5 protein-coding genes are annotated in these 19,759 nt (G+C 59.6%); 2 read left to right on the top strand and 3 right to left on the bottom strand.

The window, feature by feature from the left end; genetic code table 11:
• Positions 1-107 precede the first annotated feature (107 nt).
• The 3 genes from K3G63_RS14610 to K3G63_RS14600 form a co-directional block, all read right to left on the bottom strand.
• Positions 108-7,199, bottom strand: coding sequence for a T9SS type A sorting domain-containing protein (locus K3G63_RS14610; protein WP_220614824.1), 7,092 nt, complete (start codon positions 7,197-7,199; stop codon positions 108-110).
• A gap of 951 nt (positions 7,200-8,150) precedes the next feature.
• Positions 8,151-10,883, bottom strand: a complete 2,733-nt coding sequence (locus K3G63_RS14605; protein ID WP_220614823.1) for a 4-alpha-glucanotransferase — start codon at positions 10,881-10,883, stop codon at positions 8,151-8,153.
• Between the two features lie 218 nt (positions 10,884-11,101).
• Positions 11,102-11,524 (bottom strand): carboxypeptidase-like regulatory domain-containing protein, encoded by a 423-nt coding sequence (locus K3G63_RS14600; protein WP_220614822.1) that lies wholly within the window; start codon positions 11,522-11,524, stop codon positions 11,102-11,104.
• A gap of 192 nt (positions 11,525-11,716) precedes the next feature.
• Between K3G63_RS14600 and K3G63_RS14595 the strand changes: the two genes are divergently transcribed.
• Positions 11,717-17,212, top strand: coding sequence for a translocation/assembly module TamB domain-containing protein (locus K3G63_RS14595; protein ID WP_220614821.1), 5,496 nt, complete (start codon positions 11,717-11,719; stop codon positions 17,210-17,212).
• 70 nt (positions 17,213-17,282) lie between these two features.
• Entirely contained in the window at positions 17,283-19,721 is a 2,439-nt protein-coding gene (locus K3G63_RS14590) for a BamA/TamA family outer membrane protein (protein ID WP_220614820.1), read from the top strand.
• Positions 19,722-19,759: the final 38 nt, after the last annotated feature.

Raw genomic sequence — 19,759 nt, 5'->3', positions numbered from 1 at the left:
TCTACTTTTCAAAAGGATTTCAAAAGAATACAGATATCAACTACCCTATCAAAACAAAGGCCCTGTCGGTAATCCGACAGGGCCTTTGTTTTGATAGGGTAGCAAACTTACTCCTTGCTGAAGCGCAGGGTAGTAGTGGCGCCCTGGCCGGACTGCACACGCACTACGTACGCGCCAGTGGGCCAGCCTTGCACCGGCAGTTCCAGCTGCTGGGCGCCGCGGGCAGCCGTGGTGTAAATTACCCGGCCCGTGGCATCCAACACCTGAATCTGATATGTGCCTTCTGCTAAGCTCCGCAAGTCTAGGGTGGCCTGGGTGGTGGCGGGGCTGGGGTACACACCTACGCTAACCGGAGCGGCAAACTGCACTACCGCTACGTCGCTGAGGGTGGAGCTGCCATCGGTGTCAACCTGGCGGAGGCGGTAGTAGACCGTGGCTGATGCCGTGGCACCCACCCGGGCATCGGTGTAGGCGTAGTCGTGCGCCTGACTGGTGGTGCCCTGTCCTTTCACCTGGCCCAGGGCCTGGAAGCTGGCCCCGCCATTGAGGCTGCGCTCCACCACGAAGTGGCGGTTGTTAAGCTCTTGGCTGGTGCGCCACACCAGCTTGGCATCTTGCCCCACGGCCTGGGCCGTGAAGGCCACCAGCGTGACGGGCAGCGGCCGGTTGCCGATGGTGAAGCTCACGTTCTGCGTGTTGGTGCCGCCATACATATCCACCGTCGTAACGGGCACTGTGTAGGTGCCAGCCAGCAGCTTCGTGCGGTCGGCTACGTAAATCAGGCCGGTGCTGGGGTTCAGGGCCAGCCCCAGGGTAGCTAGCTGTGTAGCACCCGCAGTGGTGGTCGTCGCGTTGGTGCCAGTGGTGGGCAGGCCATTGCTGAGGATAGCGCCGGTGCTGCTGTAGCGGCCCCCGTTTACATCGAACACCGCCGAGATGGGGTCATTGTTCTGGTACGCCGTGGCGGACGTGCCGCCCTTAACCGGAGCATTCGTGTACACCGAGTTTAGGTCCTGACCTACTGGCAGCGTGTACGAAGCGGCGGCTGAGGTAGCTCCACCATTATCGGTAGCGGTGTAGGTGAAGAAGGCGTTGCCCACAAAACCAGCGGCCGGATCGAAGAACAGCTTGTTGGCATCGGTGGCGGGAATGCTCTGGCCTATCGTCACGGGCGAGCCGTTGTAGGAAAGAACTCCCTGGGCAGCCGTAGGCAGCGCAGTGATGGTGTACGAGCTGATGGTGCCATCCGCGTCGCTGCCATTCAAGGCCGAAATCAGCTGGGGGCCGGCCGTGTTACCGGCTGGCGTCGTCAGCAGATTCACTACGGCATTGGCCATAGGCGGCTGGTTGGTCATGGCCGTGTTCTGGGTCGATGTGTTGTTGGCCGTAGTAGTTTCAGCCGTGGAGGTAGTCACCGAGCCGACCACCGTGAAAGCCGCAACAGGCGCCGTGAAGCTAACCGTGTGGGTCACTCCATTGCTCGACCCGGCAGGCAGCGAGCTGAGGGTGGGGAAAGTTACCAGGCCAGAAGTGCTATTGTAGCTACCCCCACCCGAAACTACTACCCCAGCCAGGCCGGCCGGCAGTTGCACCGTCTGAGCCACCGACGCCGCGGGCGAAGGTCCGTTGTTCAGTGTCAATACGTTGTAGGTAACCGAGGCCCCGGGGCTGATGCTAGCCGGGCCGGTAACCGTAGTAGTCACGTCGGCCTGGGCCGTCACGGCCACCGACACACTGGCTACGTTGTTGGTTGTGCGGTTGTCCGTCTCCTCAGAGCTGATAATGGCAGTAGCCGTCAGCGGACCAGTGGCAGGAGCAGTTACGGTAATAGTGTTGGTTACCGAAGCCCCGGCAGCTTGGGAGGCAATAGCCGGGAAGGTTACTACCCCGGTCGTACTGTTGTACGTGCCACCGCCCGAAACCACAACTCCGGTCAGGCCGGCCGGTAGCAGTACCTGCTGGCTAACGGCCGTTGCTGTGCTGGTATTGGTGGCGCTGTTGCTGGTCGTTACGGTGAAGGTAACGCTCTGGCCCGGGGTGCGACTGGCGTTACTGGCCGTGATAGTCGTGGCCAGATCAACCGTTTGGGCGGTAGCGGGTAGTACCGTTGTGGAAGCAGAAGCCGAGTTGTTGCTGGTTACTTCTTCGTTCGTAGCCGTTACGTTAGCCGTAGCCAGCAATTGGTTGGTGGTCGGAGCAATAAACGAAATCGTATTCGTTACGGCTCCCGTGGTGCCGGCCAATTGGCTAGCCAGTACGGGGAAGGTGACTACCCCAGTGCTGCTGTTATACGTGCCACCGCCCGATACCGTCACACCCGTCAGGCCGCTTGGCAGCTGCACCGTGGTGGCAGAGGAAGTAGCGGCAGAAGGCCCGTTGTTGGTAGTGGTAACCGAATAGGCTACCGGGTTGCCTACTGCTATCAGGGAAGGGCCCGAGATGCTTACCGTCACGTCCGACAGCGCATCAAGGCTGGTTGTGATGGCGGCCGAGTTGTTTGCGGTGCTGGTTTCGGCTGTAGCCGTTGTAACCAGCGCCACGTTGTTGAGCGGGCCTTCGCTGGGAGCGGTGTAGGTAATCGTGTTCGATACGGAAGCCCCCGGCAGTTGGGAGGTAATGGCGGGGAAGGTGACTACCCCGGTGGTGCTGTTATAGGTGCCGCCGCCCGATACCGTCACACCCGTCAGGCCAGCCGAAAGCAACACAGTCTGCACCACGTTGGCGGCGGGCACCTGGCTGATATTGGCTGTCGTCACGGTGTATGCCAAGGTTTGACCGGCTGTAGCCGTGCTGGGGCCGCTGAGCGTGGTGGCCACGTTCGTTAGCGGAGAGATGCTCACGCTGCTGGTCGCCACGTTGTTGGCGGGCATGGGGTCCGTGGTACCAGCAGCCACGCTGGCTCCGGCCATCATCACGCCCGAAGCCGGAGCCGGAGCCGTGATGGTGTACTGCGTGTTGGTGCCGCTGAGCTGGGAAGCAATAGCCGGGAAGGTTACTACGCCGGTGGTGCTGTTGTACGTGCCACCGCCCGAAACCACAACTCCGGTCAGGCCGGCCGGCAACGACACTGTTTGCACTACGTTAGTGGCGGGGTTAGGACCATCATTGCCCTGCGTCACAGTGAAGGTTACACTTGTGCCAGGAGCCACCACAGAAGCCGAGGCTGCTATGGTAGTGAACAGGTTAGCACTGGCGGTTGGCGCCGGCGTGATGGTTGTGGCCGCTGCCGAGGCTGAGTTGTTCGCCGGAGCCGTGTCGCCGGTGGTGGGGGTTACGGCCGCCGTGGCCGTGAAGCCGGTGGTCGGCGCCAGGAAGCTGATCGTGTTATTAAAGCTCTGGCCGCTGCTCAGGGTAGGCAGGGTGGGGAACGTTACTACCCCCGTAGTGCTGTTGTACGTGCCGCCATTCGAGACATATACGCCGCTTAAGTTTGCGGGCAGCTGCACCGTCTGCGCCACGCTGGTGGCCACCGAAGGACCGTTATTGCGGGTTAGTACGGTAAACGTAGTCATCGTGCCTGCTACCGTCGAGGTAGGACCCGTAATGCTGGTGGCCACGTCGAAAGCTGGGGTAACAGCAATAACCGCCGACTGCGAATTGTTGTTGAGCATGCCCTGCTCGTTGTCAGTCGTTCTGATAGACGAGGTAGCGGTAACGCTGCCTCCGGTGGCGGGCGTCGTGAAGGTAATTACCGAAGTCAGGCTAGTACCGCTGGCAAGCGTAGCCGTAGCCGGATAGCTTACAATGCCGGTGGCCGCGTCGTAGGTGCCGCCGTTGGTGGCCGCTACGCCCGTTAGGCCGGCCGGTAGCTGTACCTGGCGGGTAACAGTATTGGCCGTGTTGGGGCCGTTGTTCGTGAAGGTCACGTTGAACTGGCCCGTCTGGCCGGCCACTACTGGGCTGGTCTGCGCCGCAATGGTTGTCGCCACATCGGCCACACCCAGTACCGCTACGGTTAAGGTTGCCTGGTCGGGGGCTGTATTGGCGCCCTGGTTGGTAGCCGTGCCCGTGTTGCTGACCAGAGCGACGTTGCCCGTAGTTGTGGGAGCCGTGAAGCTGAACTGGAACGAGTTGGAAGAGCCCGCCGCCAGTGCCGCCGCCGTACCGAAGTTGATAACCCGCGTCGTGGCGTCGTAGGTAGCTCCATTTGGAATAACCACGCTGGTAACGCCAGCCGGCAGGGTCACGGTCTGGGGCAGGGTAGTCGCGTCGCTGGGGCCGTTGTTGGTAAAGGTAGCCGTGTACGTACTCGAGGCGCGTCCGGCCAGAATCGTAGTTGGGCCGCTGACCACGGTCGTAACGTCGGCTACCGGCGTCACGACGATGGTGCCGCTGGCCGAGTTATTGGCGGTGTTGCCGCCTTCGCTGGCCGAGGAACTGGTGGTAGAAGAAGCCGTTACACTCCCTCCGGCAGCCGGAGCAGTAAAGGAAATAACGGAGTTAGCTGAAGCACCGCTGGCCAGCGTGGCTACGCTCGTGTACGACACGATGCCAGTGGTAGCATTGTAGGTGCCGCCGTTGCTGGCCGTCACATTAGACAAGCCCACCGGCAGCTGCACCTGACGGATTACGTTCGTGGCCGGGTCGGGGCCGTTATTAACGAAGTTTACGTTGAAGGAACCCGTCTGGCCGGCATTCACCGGAGTAGTCACCGGGGTCACGGTAGTGGCCATATCGGCCTGGGCGCAGAACGAAATGCTGTTGATTCCTAGCGTCTGGGTGCGGTCGGCGCCGCCGCCTAGCACGGGGCTGTTGCCGTTGGTGTAAATAAGCACTAGACGGCGCACCGGGGTTGTGAACCGCACGGTAAGGTTGCCCGCCGCGTCGCCGGCGTTGGAGTTAGCCGTGCCTATTACCCGGTTGTTGCCCCCTGAGAACTGGTTGGCCGTGCCCGTGGTGAAGTTGGCCGCCGTGAGAGTGGCCGGCGTGCCCCCGGTCAGGGTGGCATAGCCATCAAACTCAACCTGATCAATGAAGTTGGCTGTGTTCGTGTTACGGTCAATGTCCTGCAGGTCTAGCGTCAGGTTATTCACGGCCCGGCTGAAGACCAGGGTAACGGAAGCGCTACCGGCAGTACCTAGCGTGTTGTCCGTATCAATCTGCCACTCTAGCGTCTGACCCGACAGCACACCGGCATCGGTTTTTACCTCGAACGTGTTGAGGCTGTTGTTGCTGGAGGTATAGTTCTGGTAAGAAATGGATGTAGTGGTGCCGCTAACCGCGTCGGTAGTCGGGCCGCTGGAGGTGGTGCCGCCGTTCACAGCACCCCGCCGGATACCCGTGGTGGCCGCGGCATAACTGAGGCTACCGACTTGGTTACAGTCGCCTACTACCAGGTTGCGGGTGGCCGTGTTGTTGCTCGTTTGTCCGTTTTCATTAGCGGGCGTGCTGACCGTGGAGGCTACCTCGTAGGTACCCGTGGTAGTGGGCACCGTGAAGCTGAACGTGAACGAGGCGCTAGCGCCGCTGGCCACGGTAGCTGCCGTACCGAAGTTGATGGTGCGGGTAGCAGCGGTGTAGGTAGCACCCGTAGGAACAGTTACGTTGGTGGCCCCGGCCGGCAGGGTTACCGTGCGCGCTACCTGGGTAGCGGCGTCGGGGCCGTTGTTGCCGAATTCCACGGTGTAGCTCACGTTATCGGTTACGTTAGCGGCTACCGGGCCGGCCGTGAAGCGGGTGTACACGTCGGTAACCGAGCACCACGACATAGAGTTGATGCCCATTACCTGCCCGCCGGGGTTGGCAATGGGTTCCGCGTTGCGGTAAGTCAGGCGCAGGCGCACGATGGGCTGCGGAAACGTAACCACCACGTTGCTGTTCGGCCCGAAGTTGTTAGCGTTGCCCTGCCCCGTAATCTGGTTAGGCGAGGAAAATACGTTGGATCCATTGGGTGCCAGGGCTGCGTCGCTGGCCGACAGCGAAACAAGCGTGCCGTTCGCGGTGTAGCCATCCAGCTGAATCTGGTCGCGCCATGCGCTATTCACTTGGTCAATGTCCGAGAGGGCAATGGAGAAGTTATCCAGGGCCCGGCTAAAGGTGAAGTCAACGGACGAGGCATTGTTAGCCGACGAGGAATAGTCGGCGCTCCAGGCCAGGGTTTTGCCCGGCAGGCCCGAGTTGTTCTCAATCTGCAGGTTAGCCTCGCCGTTAGGGGTAGTATAGTTGCTGGCTGTAATGGTAACGCCCTCAATCTGCACCGACTGGGTGGTTTCCCAGTTCTGGCCCGTGGGCAGGTTGGCGAAGTTGAGGGTGCTGGCTTGCCCGCAGGTAGCCTTGGCTACGGGGATGCCGTAGCTTACGCTCGCGCCTGTAACGCCTTCATTGTCAGTGGCGGCGTAGGTAAATACAGCCGTGCCGAAAAAGCCGGCGGCGGGGTCGAAGTACAGTTGGGAAGCCCCGGAGGCCGGAATGTTTTGGTTTGCCGTTACAGCCGTGCCGTTGTAGAGGAGGATACCGGAGGTGGCGGCTGGCAGGGCGGTGATACGGAAGGTGCTGACGGTGCGGGCTGTGGTGCCGCCCGCGGCCGGAGTGGCGGCCAGCGGCTCCGTGAGCAGGGTAGCGGGCGAGCCAGCCGGGACAATCTGCGAAATCAGGTTGTTGGCCAGCGGACCGGCATTACTGATGGGCAGGTTGTAGGTGGCCGTGTTGGAGGTTTCGTTCAGGTTGTTGGTCGCCCGCCACTGAAACGTGAAGGTACCCGTCTTGTTGGCCGGGTCAAAGAACACGTCGGGGTTGGTAGTCGCGTCGTAGGTGTACGGTAGCGTCGTAACCCGTGTGAGCAGCCCCGTGCTGTTGTTCCCCACGTAAAAGCCTTCATTAAGCGTAGCATCGTTGAAGCTCAGAATAGTGAAGGTTTGAATGGTTGAGCCGGCAGCTGCCGTGGCAGGGAGCCGTGGCAGGACCAGAATACCACTGCTGGTTGTAGCTCCGTTTACGGTATAGGGAGTAGTAACCGTAGGAGCGGCGGTAGGCCGGGAAGCCGTGCCAGGAACTACCCCGGTAAGGGGGCCAGCCTGCACTACACGCAACGTAGCTGAGTAGCTCGGCACCAAAGCAGGTGGCAGCAGGTCGCTGACTTTACCATACAAAAGTACGGGCTCCGCGACGGCGGGAGCGGCTAGCTGCTGAGCTTGTGCTGCGGGAGGAGCAGCACCACCAATCAGCAGCATAGCGGCCCAGAGGCGTAACGCTGTTTTCATGTGGTTATGTAGAGAGGTTAGAAAAATTCAAAAAGTAGAAAGGGGTTAATCGACTAATGCAGAGAAAATGGAGCAGAAGTGCCGGTAAAACCCATTTGGACGATTTAAAATTACCGTGACCTATAGGCGTACAGTGCCCTTTTCGGCCAATGTCGGTTTTGACTGGACGAATCTACGGGGGGCTAGTGATATTGGATGTAACTGTCTAAAGATGAACCATATATGTTCTCAAAAAGGGAAAATTATGGGCGTTATTCTCAAAATCGGATAGCTGTCTAATTGGTAAACTATACTGCTAACACCTTTACAACTTGTATTATATTTATATTTACTTTGTCTATTAAAAGGTATTTGTAACTAGATCATCTATTAGTGTAAATACATAGTTTAATCCTACTTACTCTGTATCATGTTTCTGCCCGTATTGTCCCGGTGTCCTAAAAAAAGCCTGTAAAAGCACTTTCGGAGAGGTAGTAAGGCATCCCATTTATTCCGGTAGTACCCTGATAGTACTTAGCCCCAAGGCCAGCGGACTGTTTCACTTTTAATACCAGAAAACAAAAAGCTCCTGGCTTTCCGGAGGCTTTTACTAGCATAAGCGGAAGGAGAGTACGTACTGCCTCGTCAGGCTTACTTGTCTGTGTTTCTGGGTCGCAAACCAGGCCTGAGGATGTAGCCGCCTATTGGCCCCGCCAAAACAGCTTACTTCAGCTCTAGGGCACCCGGAACCTGAGTCTGGCAAGTCAAGCACAAGCAACTGCAAACACCGTACGGGACAAGCGTTCAGCGGCAGTCTACTCACATCCAGAGTACCCAGGGGTACCGGCAGCCAAATTGGCTGTGGATAAGATCTATCCGCCAGGTGATGGCCTGGTGGGTTGAGTTTTCTGTGGTATAAAAAAAGCCCCGCCAAAAGGCGAGGCTTCAGAAGCAATAACGGTGTAGCTAGGCTTAGTAGGTTTGATTGCGGCCGCTCTGGTTTACTAGCTGTTGCATTCCCGTATTGAAAGCAGCGTGGCTGCTGAGGTCTTCCAGCGGGATATGGAAGCGGTACTTCCAGAAGTGCGTAGGGTTGGCCGGCACGTTGATTTGCTCATCCAGCGGGTTTTCCCGGCGCAGATGGCTATCCATAGCCACCAAATCCTGCAGGGGGAAGATGGCCCACATGGCCGGGGAGTGCAGGTGTTGCTCCGTGATTTCGCGGGCTACCCACGGCTCGCAGTGCTGCGGCGCCTGTTGGCCCCAATGACCGAGCAAGTGCTCAAAGAAGCGCTGGGTTTTCTCCCGGTCTTCTTCCCACCAGCCGCGTACCGTGCTCATATCGTGCGAGCCGGGGCTGACCACCGAGAGGTAGGGAGCAACAGCCGGATTACCGAATTCTACGCTAGGATCGGAGGGCATGCGCTGGATATTCAACCCCAGAATACCCAAGGCTTTCATGACCCCCGGTACTGATTCGGGTACCATGCCCAGGTCTTCACCGCAGATCAGCATATCGGTGGCCCAGCGCACGGCGGGCAGCTTTACGAGCCCCTGCCGGCGCCAGAAGTCCTCGTGACGGCGGTAGAAGAAGTCGATGTATACCTCGTGCAGGCGTGTGCGGCTCTGCTCGTCTAGCTCCCGGAACGAGCGGCTCAGATGCAGGGTAATGCGCGGATGATAGAAGCCCGCCTGCTGGTCGTCGGGGACGAACAGAACTTCGTTGATGAGCTTATAGAGGCCCGTCCGTAGCCAGGTGTAGTGGTTGGTGTTGGCGGGATCCTGCTTGATTTTTTCGTTGATAACCGCTTCTACCTGACGCTGGGTGCGCACGGGTTCTTGGAGGCGAATGACGCCGTGCTCGTTGGCCTCCATGAACTCATCGAATACTTCCTGGGCCTGGCCGTGGAAAACTTCCTGCACAATGTGCCAGCGGATGTAAGGCTCGCAGAGGCGGTTGTAGTCAAACCAGCCAATGCGCTGCTCGATTTCGGACTGAGACAGGGGTAGGGCGGGGGAGAAGTGGCCAAGCAACCCTTCTACGGAGTGGCCCGGAATCTCCCAGATGCGGAAGAAGCCCAGGATATGGTCGATGCGTAGCGCGTCGAAGTACCGGGCCAGGTGTCCCATGCGCTGTTGCCACCACTGGTAGCCGTCCTCGGCCATCCGCTCCCAGTTATAGGTAGGGAAGCGCCAGTTCTGGCCCGTCACGGAGAAGTCGTCGGGGGGTGCGCCGGCCTGCTGGTGCATGTGATAGAGCTCGGGCTGGGTCCAGGCATCTACGGAGTGGCGGTAGATACCGATGGGCAAGTCGCCTTTTACTACTACCCCCCGCTGACGGGCATAGTCAATGGCTTCCAGCAGTTGCTTATCAAGGTGGTACTGCAAGAAAAGGTAGAGGCCAAACTCGTCGAAGTCGGCGCTGTTCTCCTGCAATAGGTCTGCTACCAGGGCTGGCGTGCGGTACTCTTCGGGCCACTGGTTGAAATCGGCCGTGCCGAACCGGTCGCGCAGGCCTGAGAAGGCAGCGTAGGGTAGCAGCCACGCCTGCTGCTCCTGGCGGAACTGCTGGAAGTCGGGGTCTGCCAAGAAACCCGCTTTCTCCTGCTGATAAAGCATCCGGATGAACTTCCATTTGGCGTTCATCACCGGCTCATAGTCCACGAAATCCTTGGCGTTCAGCTCCTCGCGTACGTGCTCCAACTCCTGCCGTGCCGCTGCATCTTGCAGCTCCGCTACGGCATCGAGGTTCAGGTACTGTGGGTGCAAGGCAAACACCGATATGGCGGCATAGGGGTAGCTGTCGACCCAGGTGTGAGTTGCTACCGTATCGTTGATGGGCAGTACCTGCACGAGCTTAAGGCCAGTGGCCACCGCCCAATCAACGAGCAGTTTCAGATCGGGGAATTCGCCTACCCCCAGGCCGCGGCGGCTGCGCAGGGCAAAAACGGGTAGGGCCACGCCCGCACCCCGCCAGTTCCCGGTGGCATAGCGGAAATGGTCGTCGGCCTTCACCCGCAACGTGCGCTGATCCTGGGAAGCATACATCAGGCGGTCTTCGCCCGCTTCTAGCTGCACAATCTGCTGCTGGCGCGGGTCCCAGATGCCGTACTTGTACTGGGCCGTTTGCTCAGGATGCTCCAGGGCTACTTCGGCGCACCAGGTGGGGTAGTCTGCATCGGATAGAATGAGGGCTTTCTGCGCATCCCACGCGCCCAGGGCCGGGTCGGAGCCGAGCACACACACCTGATGGTCTGAATCGACCCGCGGGGCGGAGAGCTGGAAGCGGACGACAGAGCTTGCGGCCGTAGCCGGGGTAGGAGCAGGGGCGGGAGCAGCCCGGCGCATAAGAGCCTTGGTGAAGGCGGCGGTGTGCAGCTCGTTTTCAGGCAGAGCCGGGGCCCGCCAGAAGTCCTCTAATACAATACGCGTGAAACGGCTGGCGTCGTAGGCAACCGTGCGGTTGGGGCCCCACTCCCAATGTTTGCCCCCGTCACCTTCGTCCAGCAGCACGTATTTATATTCTACAATGCCGGGCTGCTCATCGGGTAAGCTGATTTCTTGGCTCCAAACGCCGTGGTCAGAAGTATAGTGTAGGTCCAGTGCTTGGTCGAGGTTCCACTGACCCAGGCTGGGTAGGGAGCCGCAAACTACCAGGCGCTGGCCCCAGGCCGTGCGGAAGGGTAGCGTAAAGCGAAGAATCATCGAGGACTGATTTACTTAGAAAGGGCCCGAAAGATAACTCTTAAACCGCGGACCTACGGGTACCCGACGAGGCTTACCTAAACGCTCGGAAACTATTTTTTGGCCGATTCCAGCACGCCAATGGCCGGTTGACCGCTGATTGGTGCTTAGTTGATATACCAACAGAGCCAGTCCTCGCTTCTGAGGAAAAGAGCCTGCCCCCGACGAATAGCCAGAAGCTAGTTGCGCTTGTTTTTGGGGTAGCTGCGGCCCGACTTTTTTGTTTTCGCGGGCTGCCGCGCAAGCGTAACCACCAAGTTCTTCTCCGCTTCCGGAGAGCGAAGCTCCACCTCCTGGGGCGCATGGCCAGGAAAGGCAACCAAGAAACGGACAGGCACTCCTACCGGAACCGATACCAAAAAGAAGCCTTCGGAATTGGTGGTAACGGTAGTGCCGGCCTTGCCGCTTACCGATACAGTAGCGCCTGGTAGCGGCTGGCCGGCGTCGCTGAACACCGCACCCGTAAAGGCCACGGTAGCCGGAGACGCCGCAGTACCGCGGCTGACTTGTGCAGCAACTGGCAGTGCGGCACTTGCCGCCAGGAAACCAGCTAGCAAAGCTGCAAAAATGCGCGAATGCAGTAAGGAGGGTACAGTAGACAAAGCCTGGCGCAGCAACGTGAAAAGATTAAGCGTCAATAAAATACAAGTTGCGCACAAAAGCTCGTTCTATCGATCAGAGCGGGAGCGTGGTCGATAGAAGTTGCGGGTCGGACGGTAAAAGCACAGTACGGCCAACCTGCACGGGCACTTTCCCGTTTGGCTGACTGAGTTTCATTTCTACTTGTCTGTCGCTTGCCTCTCTACCTGCGTCGTATTCTGTACGCCCTACTCGGGCTCATTGGGTTGGTGCTGCTGTTAGTGGCCGGGATTTTCGTGTTCCTACAAACCTCTTCGGGGCAAGATTTCGCCGCCCGGAAGGCTGAGGGATACTTACGGGATAAACTGCAAACCGACGTGCGAATCGCCAAATTTCGTACGGACTTTAAACACGCTATCAGCCTCGACGGTGTGTACATCGAAGACCAGAAGGGCGATACGCTTCTCTCCGTAGGGCACCTTGGCGTAGACATTGACATCTGGGCCCTGACCAAGTCGCAGATTAACCTCAAGAGCCTGGAGCTGAACGACGGGCGCCTCGCTATTACCCGCACCGAGCCGGACAGCGTGTCGAACTACGACTTCATCGTGAAGGCATTTGACACCGGCGATACGACCACCGTGGCCACTACCCCCGCTGATACCACCGGCGCGGGGTTTAAGTACGATATCGGCGACCTGCGCCTGACCAATATCCTGCTCACTTACAACGACCAGGTGGATGGCATGAACGTGCGCACCCGGGTAGGCGAGTTGGCCGTGAACATGGACGAGGTAGACGTAGACGGCTCCACGTACCGCGTCGACCAGGCCGCACTCCGCAACACGGGCATCAACATTGTGCAGACGAAAGTCCCGCCAGACAGCCCGCAGGATACCTCGGCGCTAAAGCTGGAGTTTGGCTTAAACCGCGCCCAGCTGCAGAACGTCAGCCTGACTTATAAAAACGACCCCTCGGCCCAGTTCATCAGCACCCGCATCGGGGATGCCGATGTAACCACCGACAACATTGACTTGGTGAATAACCGCGTGGCTTTAAACACGCTGAAGCTGCACAACACCAGCTTCGCCTACGCGCAAAACGAGAACGTACCAGTAGAACAGCGGGTAGTAAACCCTGCCGAAGCCGTGCGCGACTTAAACGCCTCCGTTGAAAACGCTACGGGGCAGGAAGCCAGCTGGGTAGTAACGCTGAAGCAGTCGGACATCAATGGCGTAGATGTGGCCTTTGATAACTTCAACGAGCCCCGGCAGCGCACCAAGGTGCGAGGCATGGACTACAACCACCTGAAGTTCACGAACCTTGTTCTGAACACCGAGAACTTGCGCTACTCTGCCGACAGCACCACTGGCCGCATCACGCAGCTGGCGGGCCAGGAGCAGAGTGGCTTTGCCATTACCCGCGCCACGGCCCAGGTGCATTACGATGACCACCGCATTCAGCTAAACGACCTGGACCTGGTGACGCCGCACAGCCACTTGCGCCGCCGTATTGGCATCGGCTATAAAGACTTGGCTGGCATTGCCGACGACCTCCCTAACCTGAGGCTGAACGGCGACTTGCGCCAGGCGCGGTTGGGCTTTCGCGACGTGCTCTACATTACCCCCACGCTTGTTGATACCCCTCCCTTCAGCAGCGGCCCCAACCAGTCATTCCTGATTAGCGGGCTGGTAAGCGGCCGGCTAGGCGACGTACGGGTGCAGAACCTGGATTTCGTGGGCTTCCGCAATACAGTGGTGCGCGGCGGTGGCCGCATTCAGGGCCTGCCTAATACCGATGACCGTCTGATTCTGGATTTGAACCTGGGCTACGTGCGTACTACGGAGGCGGATATGCGGAGCCTGCTGCCGGCAGGTACCTTGCCAGAGCTAGGCATCAACCCGAACGCGCCGATGACCATGAGCGGGCAAGTGCGCGGCCGTATCAGCAACCTGGCCCTGCAAAACATCAACTTCCAGGGGCTCAACGGTACCCGCATCCGCACCAGCGGCCGCCTACAGGGCCTGCCCAACACCGACCGTCGTCTGTACGCCGACTTCAACATCCAGGAGTTCACCTCCACTGCTGCCGACATCAACGGGTTGCTACCCCCTGGTACGCTGCCGGCCGGCTACACCCTGCCTCCGCGCCTGACGGTAAGCGGCACGTTCCGGGGCCGCCCTACTGCCCTGGTATTTGATACCGATCTGCGGGCGAAAACCTCCTATGGTAACCTGGCCGCCAAAGTAAATGTAGGCGAAGGGCCCGTAGGCCAGGAGCCGGTAGCGGCTACGTTCAGCACCCAGGGCCTCGATGTAGGCAAGTTTATGGGCGACCCAACCATTGGGAAGATTACGGCCAACGGCACCCTCAACGGGCGCGGCGGCCTCGACCCCAACCAACTGCGCGGTACCCTGAAGGCCAACGTGCAACAGGCTACCTACAACGGCTATACGTACCGCGGCATTACGGCTAATGTAGACATCGACCGGAACCGCTACGTCGTGAATGCCAGCAGCAAGGACGACCCCAACCTCAACCTGGACCTGCTCGCCACTATTGATCTGCGCAACGCCTCCAACCCCACGTATACCGTTGATCGGCTGAACCTGCGCGGGGCCAATCTGACGGCCCTGGGCTTTTACACTGGGGGCGACCTGCGCGTACAGGGCGACCTGACGGCCAACCTCAGCGGCTCGGATCTGAACACCATAAACGGCACCTTCTCAGGTAACCGCATCGTCATTGTAAACAACAACCGGCCCTTTGCTCTCGATTCGGTGAGTGGGCGCATTGTGCAGCGCACCGGCCGCACCGAGGTAGACTTTGCCAGCAGCGTGGCCGACTTAACCCTGCGCGGAAACACGCGCCTGGGCGACCTAGCCCTGGAGCTGCAACGCCACATCGACCGGTATTTTGACCTGCCGGGCGTGCAATACCAGCCCAGCTCGGAGTATCGGCAGTTTACCTTTGAGGCCAACTTAAAGCAGCCGCGCCTGGTACAGCAGCTCGTGCCGGACCTCAAGCGCCTGACGCCCTTCAAACTCACGGGCTCCTACGACAGCCGCGCCGCCGACCTGCGCCTGAACACTCGCATCGGCCGCATTGTGTACATGGGCTACGCCCTGGACTCCTTGAAGCTGGCCGTGAAGTCGGACCCGCAGAAGCTGGACTACGCCCTGGGCCTGCGGCAGATCAGCCAGGATACTACCCTCAAGATTCCGAACCCCAGTCTGGCGGGCAGCATTCAGAACAACGAAATTGGGACGCGCCTGCGCATTGCTGAGTCGGATAGCGCCGAGAAGCTGAACCTAGCCGGGGCCCTGCGCGTGCTGAACGGCGGCGCTACCTATGCCTTCCGCTTCGACCAACGCCTGATGCTGGATGAGAAGCAGTGGGATATTCCGGCCAACAATGAGCTGCGCTATACCACTGCTACCGGAGCCATTTTCGCCCAGAACTTGGTATTCAGCCGCAACCAGCGCAGCCTGAGCCTGCAAACCCTGGCCGGCCCTCAGTATCCGTTGCAGATCAACATGGTGAACCTGGATATCAACGGGCTAGGCCGGGGCGCCGGCTTCCAGGATTCGCTGATTGCGGGTACCCTGAACGGGCAGGCCGTAGCCTACAGCCTGGGGCAGGCCCGGCAGGCCTTCACCGCCAACGCCAACCTAGCCGGCTTTGCTTTTAACAAGGCGCTTATCGGCGACCTGGCCCTGCAAGCCACCAACCCCACCCCCGACCGCTTCAACGTGGATGCCCGCCTGACCAACCAGCAGGGCATGGACGTGCGCGCTGTGGGCTACTACCTGGCTACCCCGCCCTCACCTATACAATTTAATCTGAACGTGAACCGGCTTGATCTTCGGATCATTGAACCCTTCTCGGCAGGGCAGCTGCAACAGATGGGCGGTGGCGTCAGTGGGCAGCTGACGGTGGGCGGCACGGTAAGTCAGCCGAACATCAACGGCACGCTTACGACTACCCCCGATGCTACCTTCACGCTAACTCAACTGGGGGCGCCGTACTTCCTGGCTTCCCAGGATATTGCTTTCAGCAACGAAGGCATTGGCTTCCGCAACTTTGTAGTGAAGGACTCTGTAGGAAACGAGGCCGTAATCAACGGGGCGGTGCGCACAACTGATTATGTGTCGGATTTCCGCTTCGATTTGCAGGCTACTACCAACAACTTCCTGGCCATCCAAAGCTCGCAGCGCGAAAACAACCTGTTCTGGGGCAAGCTGCTGGTTGACTCCGACTCGCGGATTACGGGCACGCTCGCGCTGCCGGTGGTGCGTACCCGGGCTCGGATAGCCGATGGCTCTAACTTCTTTGTGGGCCTCCCGAACGAGGACCCCGTAGAAGTGGAGCGCGAAGGCATCGTGGAGTTCATTGACAAAAGTGCGCCCATTGATACCATGCTGGCCCGCCAGGTCGCCGTCGACTCGGCGGAAACCGCAGCCGGCTACGATATTCAGGCCATTGTGACCGTGACGGATAACACCCCCTTCACCATTGTGGTAGATGAGGCCTCCGGAGATAACCTGCGCGTGCAGGCCAATGGCACTCTGAACACGGCCATTGACCCCACCGGCAATATCACCCTCACCGGCCGCCTCGATGTAACCAAGGGCAAGTACCAGATGTCGCTGTATGATCTGGCGGCTCGGGAATTCGATATTGCCCGCGGTTCGTCTATTACCTGGAGCGGCGACCCCTACAACGGGCAAGCCAACGTGACGGCCATTTACAAAGTGCGCGCTGCTCCCGCTGAGCTGATTTCCTCGCAGGGGGGCACCGATGAAACCCAGAATGCTCTGGCCCGCAATCAGCTGCCGTTCGAGGTGGATCTGAAGGTAGCCGGCCAGCTGCTGAAGCCCGTTATCAGCTTCGATATCCGCCTGCCCGAGGAAGCCCGCTCCGACTTGCGCGGTCCCATTGAAGCCCGTCTGACTCAGCTGCGCCAGCCCTCACAGGAAAGCGAGCTGAACAAGCAGGTGTTCTCCCTGCTGGTACTGAACCGCTTCTTGGCCGACGACCCCTTCCGTAGCAGCAGCGGCAACCTGGTAGCCGAGCAGCTGCGCGGCTCAGCTAGCCAGGTTCTCACCCAGCAGCTCAACAACCTCACGGGCTCCTACCTCTCCAACCTGGGGGTAGAGCTGGGAGTGAATTCCTACGCCGACTTCAGCAGCGGAGCCGAGAAAACCCGTACCGACCTGAACGTGGCCGTGCGCCGGCAGCTACTCAATAACCGCCTCACGGTGCGCCTCGGCACCGATGTGCCTTTGGGCGGCGGCAACCAGGGTAGCACCGGGCAAAACCAGGCGGGCGTTAGCGCCTTTGCCGGCGATGTGAGCGTGGAGTACAACGTGCTGGCCAATGGCCGTATTCGCCTGCAGGCGTTCCGGAACAATGCCTACGGCGACATCGACGGCCAATTCGTGCGCACGGGTGCTTCGCTTATCTTCCAACGTGACTACCGCGACCTGGCCGACTTGTTCCGGGGCATTGACGAGAACGTGAAAGAGGAAGTGAAGCTGGAGAGCCGCCGCCGCCGCCAGGAGCGCCGCGCCGGCCGCGACTCTACCAACGCCGCACCCAACGCGCCCCGTCGGGATTCTACTAAGTTGCGCCCGGTAGCAGCCCGCCCCGATTCGGCGCGGCGCACCAGCGCCCGGACGGCGGCGCGGCCCGATTCTACCCGACGCTAGTTGCCCATCCGTTTCCTACCCCTTGGGTGAGGAGAAACCTTCTGTCTGTTCTTTCCTGAAATAGTTGTTCATGTTGCATCATCTGCCCTTTTATCCAAAAACCAAGGACACTGCCGATACCAATCGTCAGGCTTCCCCTCCCGGGTGGGGATGGGGCCGGGGGGTAGGGTTGCCGCTGCTAGCCTTGCTGGCGGCCTGCTCGGGCACCAAGTACATTCCGGAGGGAAGCAAGCTGTACACCGGCAGCACGGTGAAAGTGAAATCGGAGAATCCTATTCCGCGGGAAGCAGAACTTACCACGGAGCTGGAATCGGTGATTACGCCCAAGCCAAACGCCTCCTTTCTGGGAATCCGCCCGAAGCTGTACTTCTGGCATTTGGGCGAGGGCAAAACCAAAGGGCTCGGCCACTGGCTGGCCAACAAGTACGGCGAGAAGCCCGTGCTCCTGAGCCAGGTAGATACCCAGCGCGTGAAGGGCCTGATGGTAAACCGCCTGTACAACAACGGCTACTTTGGGCCGGTGGTGCACAGCCGCATTGTTGTGAAAGGGCAGGCCGCTTCCGTCGATTATACTGCCACGGTAAATAAGCCTTACACCATCAAGGAAATTCATTTTCCTGAGGGCGACTCGCTGCTACCCCGCGCTGTGCGGGCAACCCAGCCCGGCTCCCTGCTGAAAGTAGGCGACCCGTATAACCTGCAAACCTTTACCAACGAACGGGTGCGCATTGATGGGGAGCTGAAAAACCAGGGCTTCTATTACTTCAACCCCGACTACATTCTGTTTCAGGTAGACAGCACCCTGGACAACCAGGTGGCAGTCTATCTCAAGATCAAGGAGAAAACGCCGGAGCAGGCCACCAAACCCTACCTGCTCAACCGCATCCGGCTGAACACCAGCTACTCGCTCAACGACACTACCCTTAGCGAGCAGCCGATCCGCTACCAAGGCTACATCTACTACCCCGATGAGAAGGTGTTCAAAGCCAAGGCCATTGTCAACGCTACCTTCATTTACCCCGACAGCCTGTATCGGCGGCGCCGCCAGGACCAGACCCTGAGCCGCCTGATGAGCCTGGGCACTTTCAAGTACGTAGACGTGGGCTTCCGGCCCGCCCGCCAGAAGCCCGATTCGGCCGGCTACGGCTTCCTGAACTCCTACGTGCGCATGACCCAGCTACCCAAGAAAAGCCTGCGGGCCGAGGTGCTGCTCGTCAGCAAGTCGAACGGGTTTGTGGGGCCAGGCTTCCGGGTGCAGTTCCGCAACCGCTCGGCTTTGCGCGGGGCTGAGCAGCTGCTGGTAAACCTGACGGGCTCCTTTGAAAACCAGCGCCGTAGCAACCAGAACACCATTGGCCTGACCAGCTACGAAATAGGCGCCGATGCCCAGCTGCTGGTGCCGCGTCTTATTACGCCGCCGTTCAATATCCGGCTGGTGAACTCCGACTTCCAGCCCCGCACCACCTTCGGGGCGGGTATCAGGTCGGTAACCCGGGTAGATGCCTTCACCCAGCAGGGTTTCAACCTCAACTACGGCTACACCTGGAAAACCAAGCTCACCAACGAGCAAGAGCTGCGCCCTATTGATATTCAGTACCTGCGGCTGAGCAATACCACCAAGGAATTTGATACCCTGCTGGTGGAGCGGCCTTTCCTGAACAACTCTTTCCGCCAGCAGTTTGTGCTGGCCAGCTCCTACCGCTACACCTACAACCAGCAAACGCAGGAGCAGCGCCGCAACCAGATTTACTTTAGCGGCGGCCTGGAGCTAGCGGGCAACCTAGCCTACCTGGTCAGCTCCCTGACCGGCCAGAAGAAGATAACCAATCCGGATGGCAGCCAGTCGTACGCTATTCTGAATCAGCCTTTCTCGCAGTACACCAAGGTCGACCTAGAATTGCGCAACTACTTCCGCACCAGCGCTAACCCCAGCAGCGGCAACAAGTTTGCCACCCGCCTGTTGGTTGGCCTGGGCATGCCTTACCAGAACGCCAGCGTGATGCCCTACCTCAAGCAGTATGGCATCGGTGGCCCGAACAGCGTGCGCGCCTTTGCAGCCCGGGGCCTGGGGCCCGGCACCTACCGCACGCCCGCCGACCGGGAGAACAGCGCCTTCTACGACCAAGTGGGCGATATGCGCATTGAAGCCAACGCCGAGTACCGCCAGGACCTGTTTCCGTACGTGAAGGGCGCACTGTTCATTGATGCGGGCAATATCTGGCTGATCAACGACGACCCCAGCCGCCAGACCGTAGATGAGAACGGTGACCCCGACGGCAAGAATGGGCAGTTTGCTTTCAATACCTTCCTGAAAGAGCTAGCCGTAGGCGCCGGCGCCGGCTTACGAATCGATGTGCAGTTCTTCGTGCTACGCTTCGATTACGCCTACCCCCTGCGCCTACCCTATAGCAATACGGAAATTCGGAACCCCTTGAACACGAACGAGGTGCTGTACAAGAAAACCCCCGATACCGGCCGCTTCAACATAGCCATCGGCTACCCCTTCTAAGCCACCCAACCCACAAAAAAGCCCGGCCGTTTTCACAG

It is taken from the genome of Hymenobacter sp. HSC-4F20, from assembly GCF_019599275.1.
GTDB lineage: Bacteria > Bacteroidota > Bacteroidia > Cytophagales > Hymenobacteraceae > Hymenobacter.
This window is presented reverse-complemented; position numbering and strand designations above follow the sequence as displayed.

Excerpts from the sequence above, each read along its gene's own strand:
- K3G63_RS14610 (WP_220614824.1), bottom strand. The coding sequence starts at position 7,199 with ATGAAAACAGCGTTACGCCTCTGGGCCGCTATGCTGCTGATTGGTGGT.
- K3G63_RS14605 (WP_220614823.1), bottom strand. The coding sequence starts at position 10,883 with ATGATTCTTCGCTTTACGCTACCCTTCCGCACGGCCTGGGGCCAGCGC.
- K3G63_RS14590 (WP_220614820.1), top strand. The coding sequence starts at position 17,283 with ATGTTGCATCATCTGCCCTTTTATCCAAAAACCAAGGACACTGCCGAT.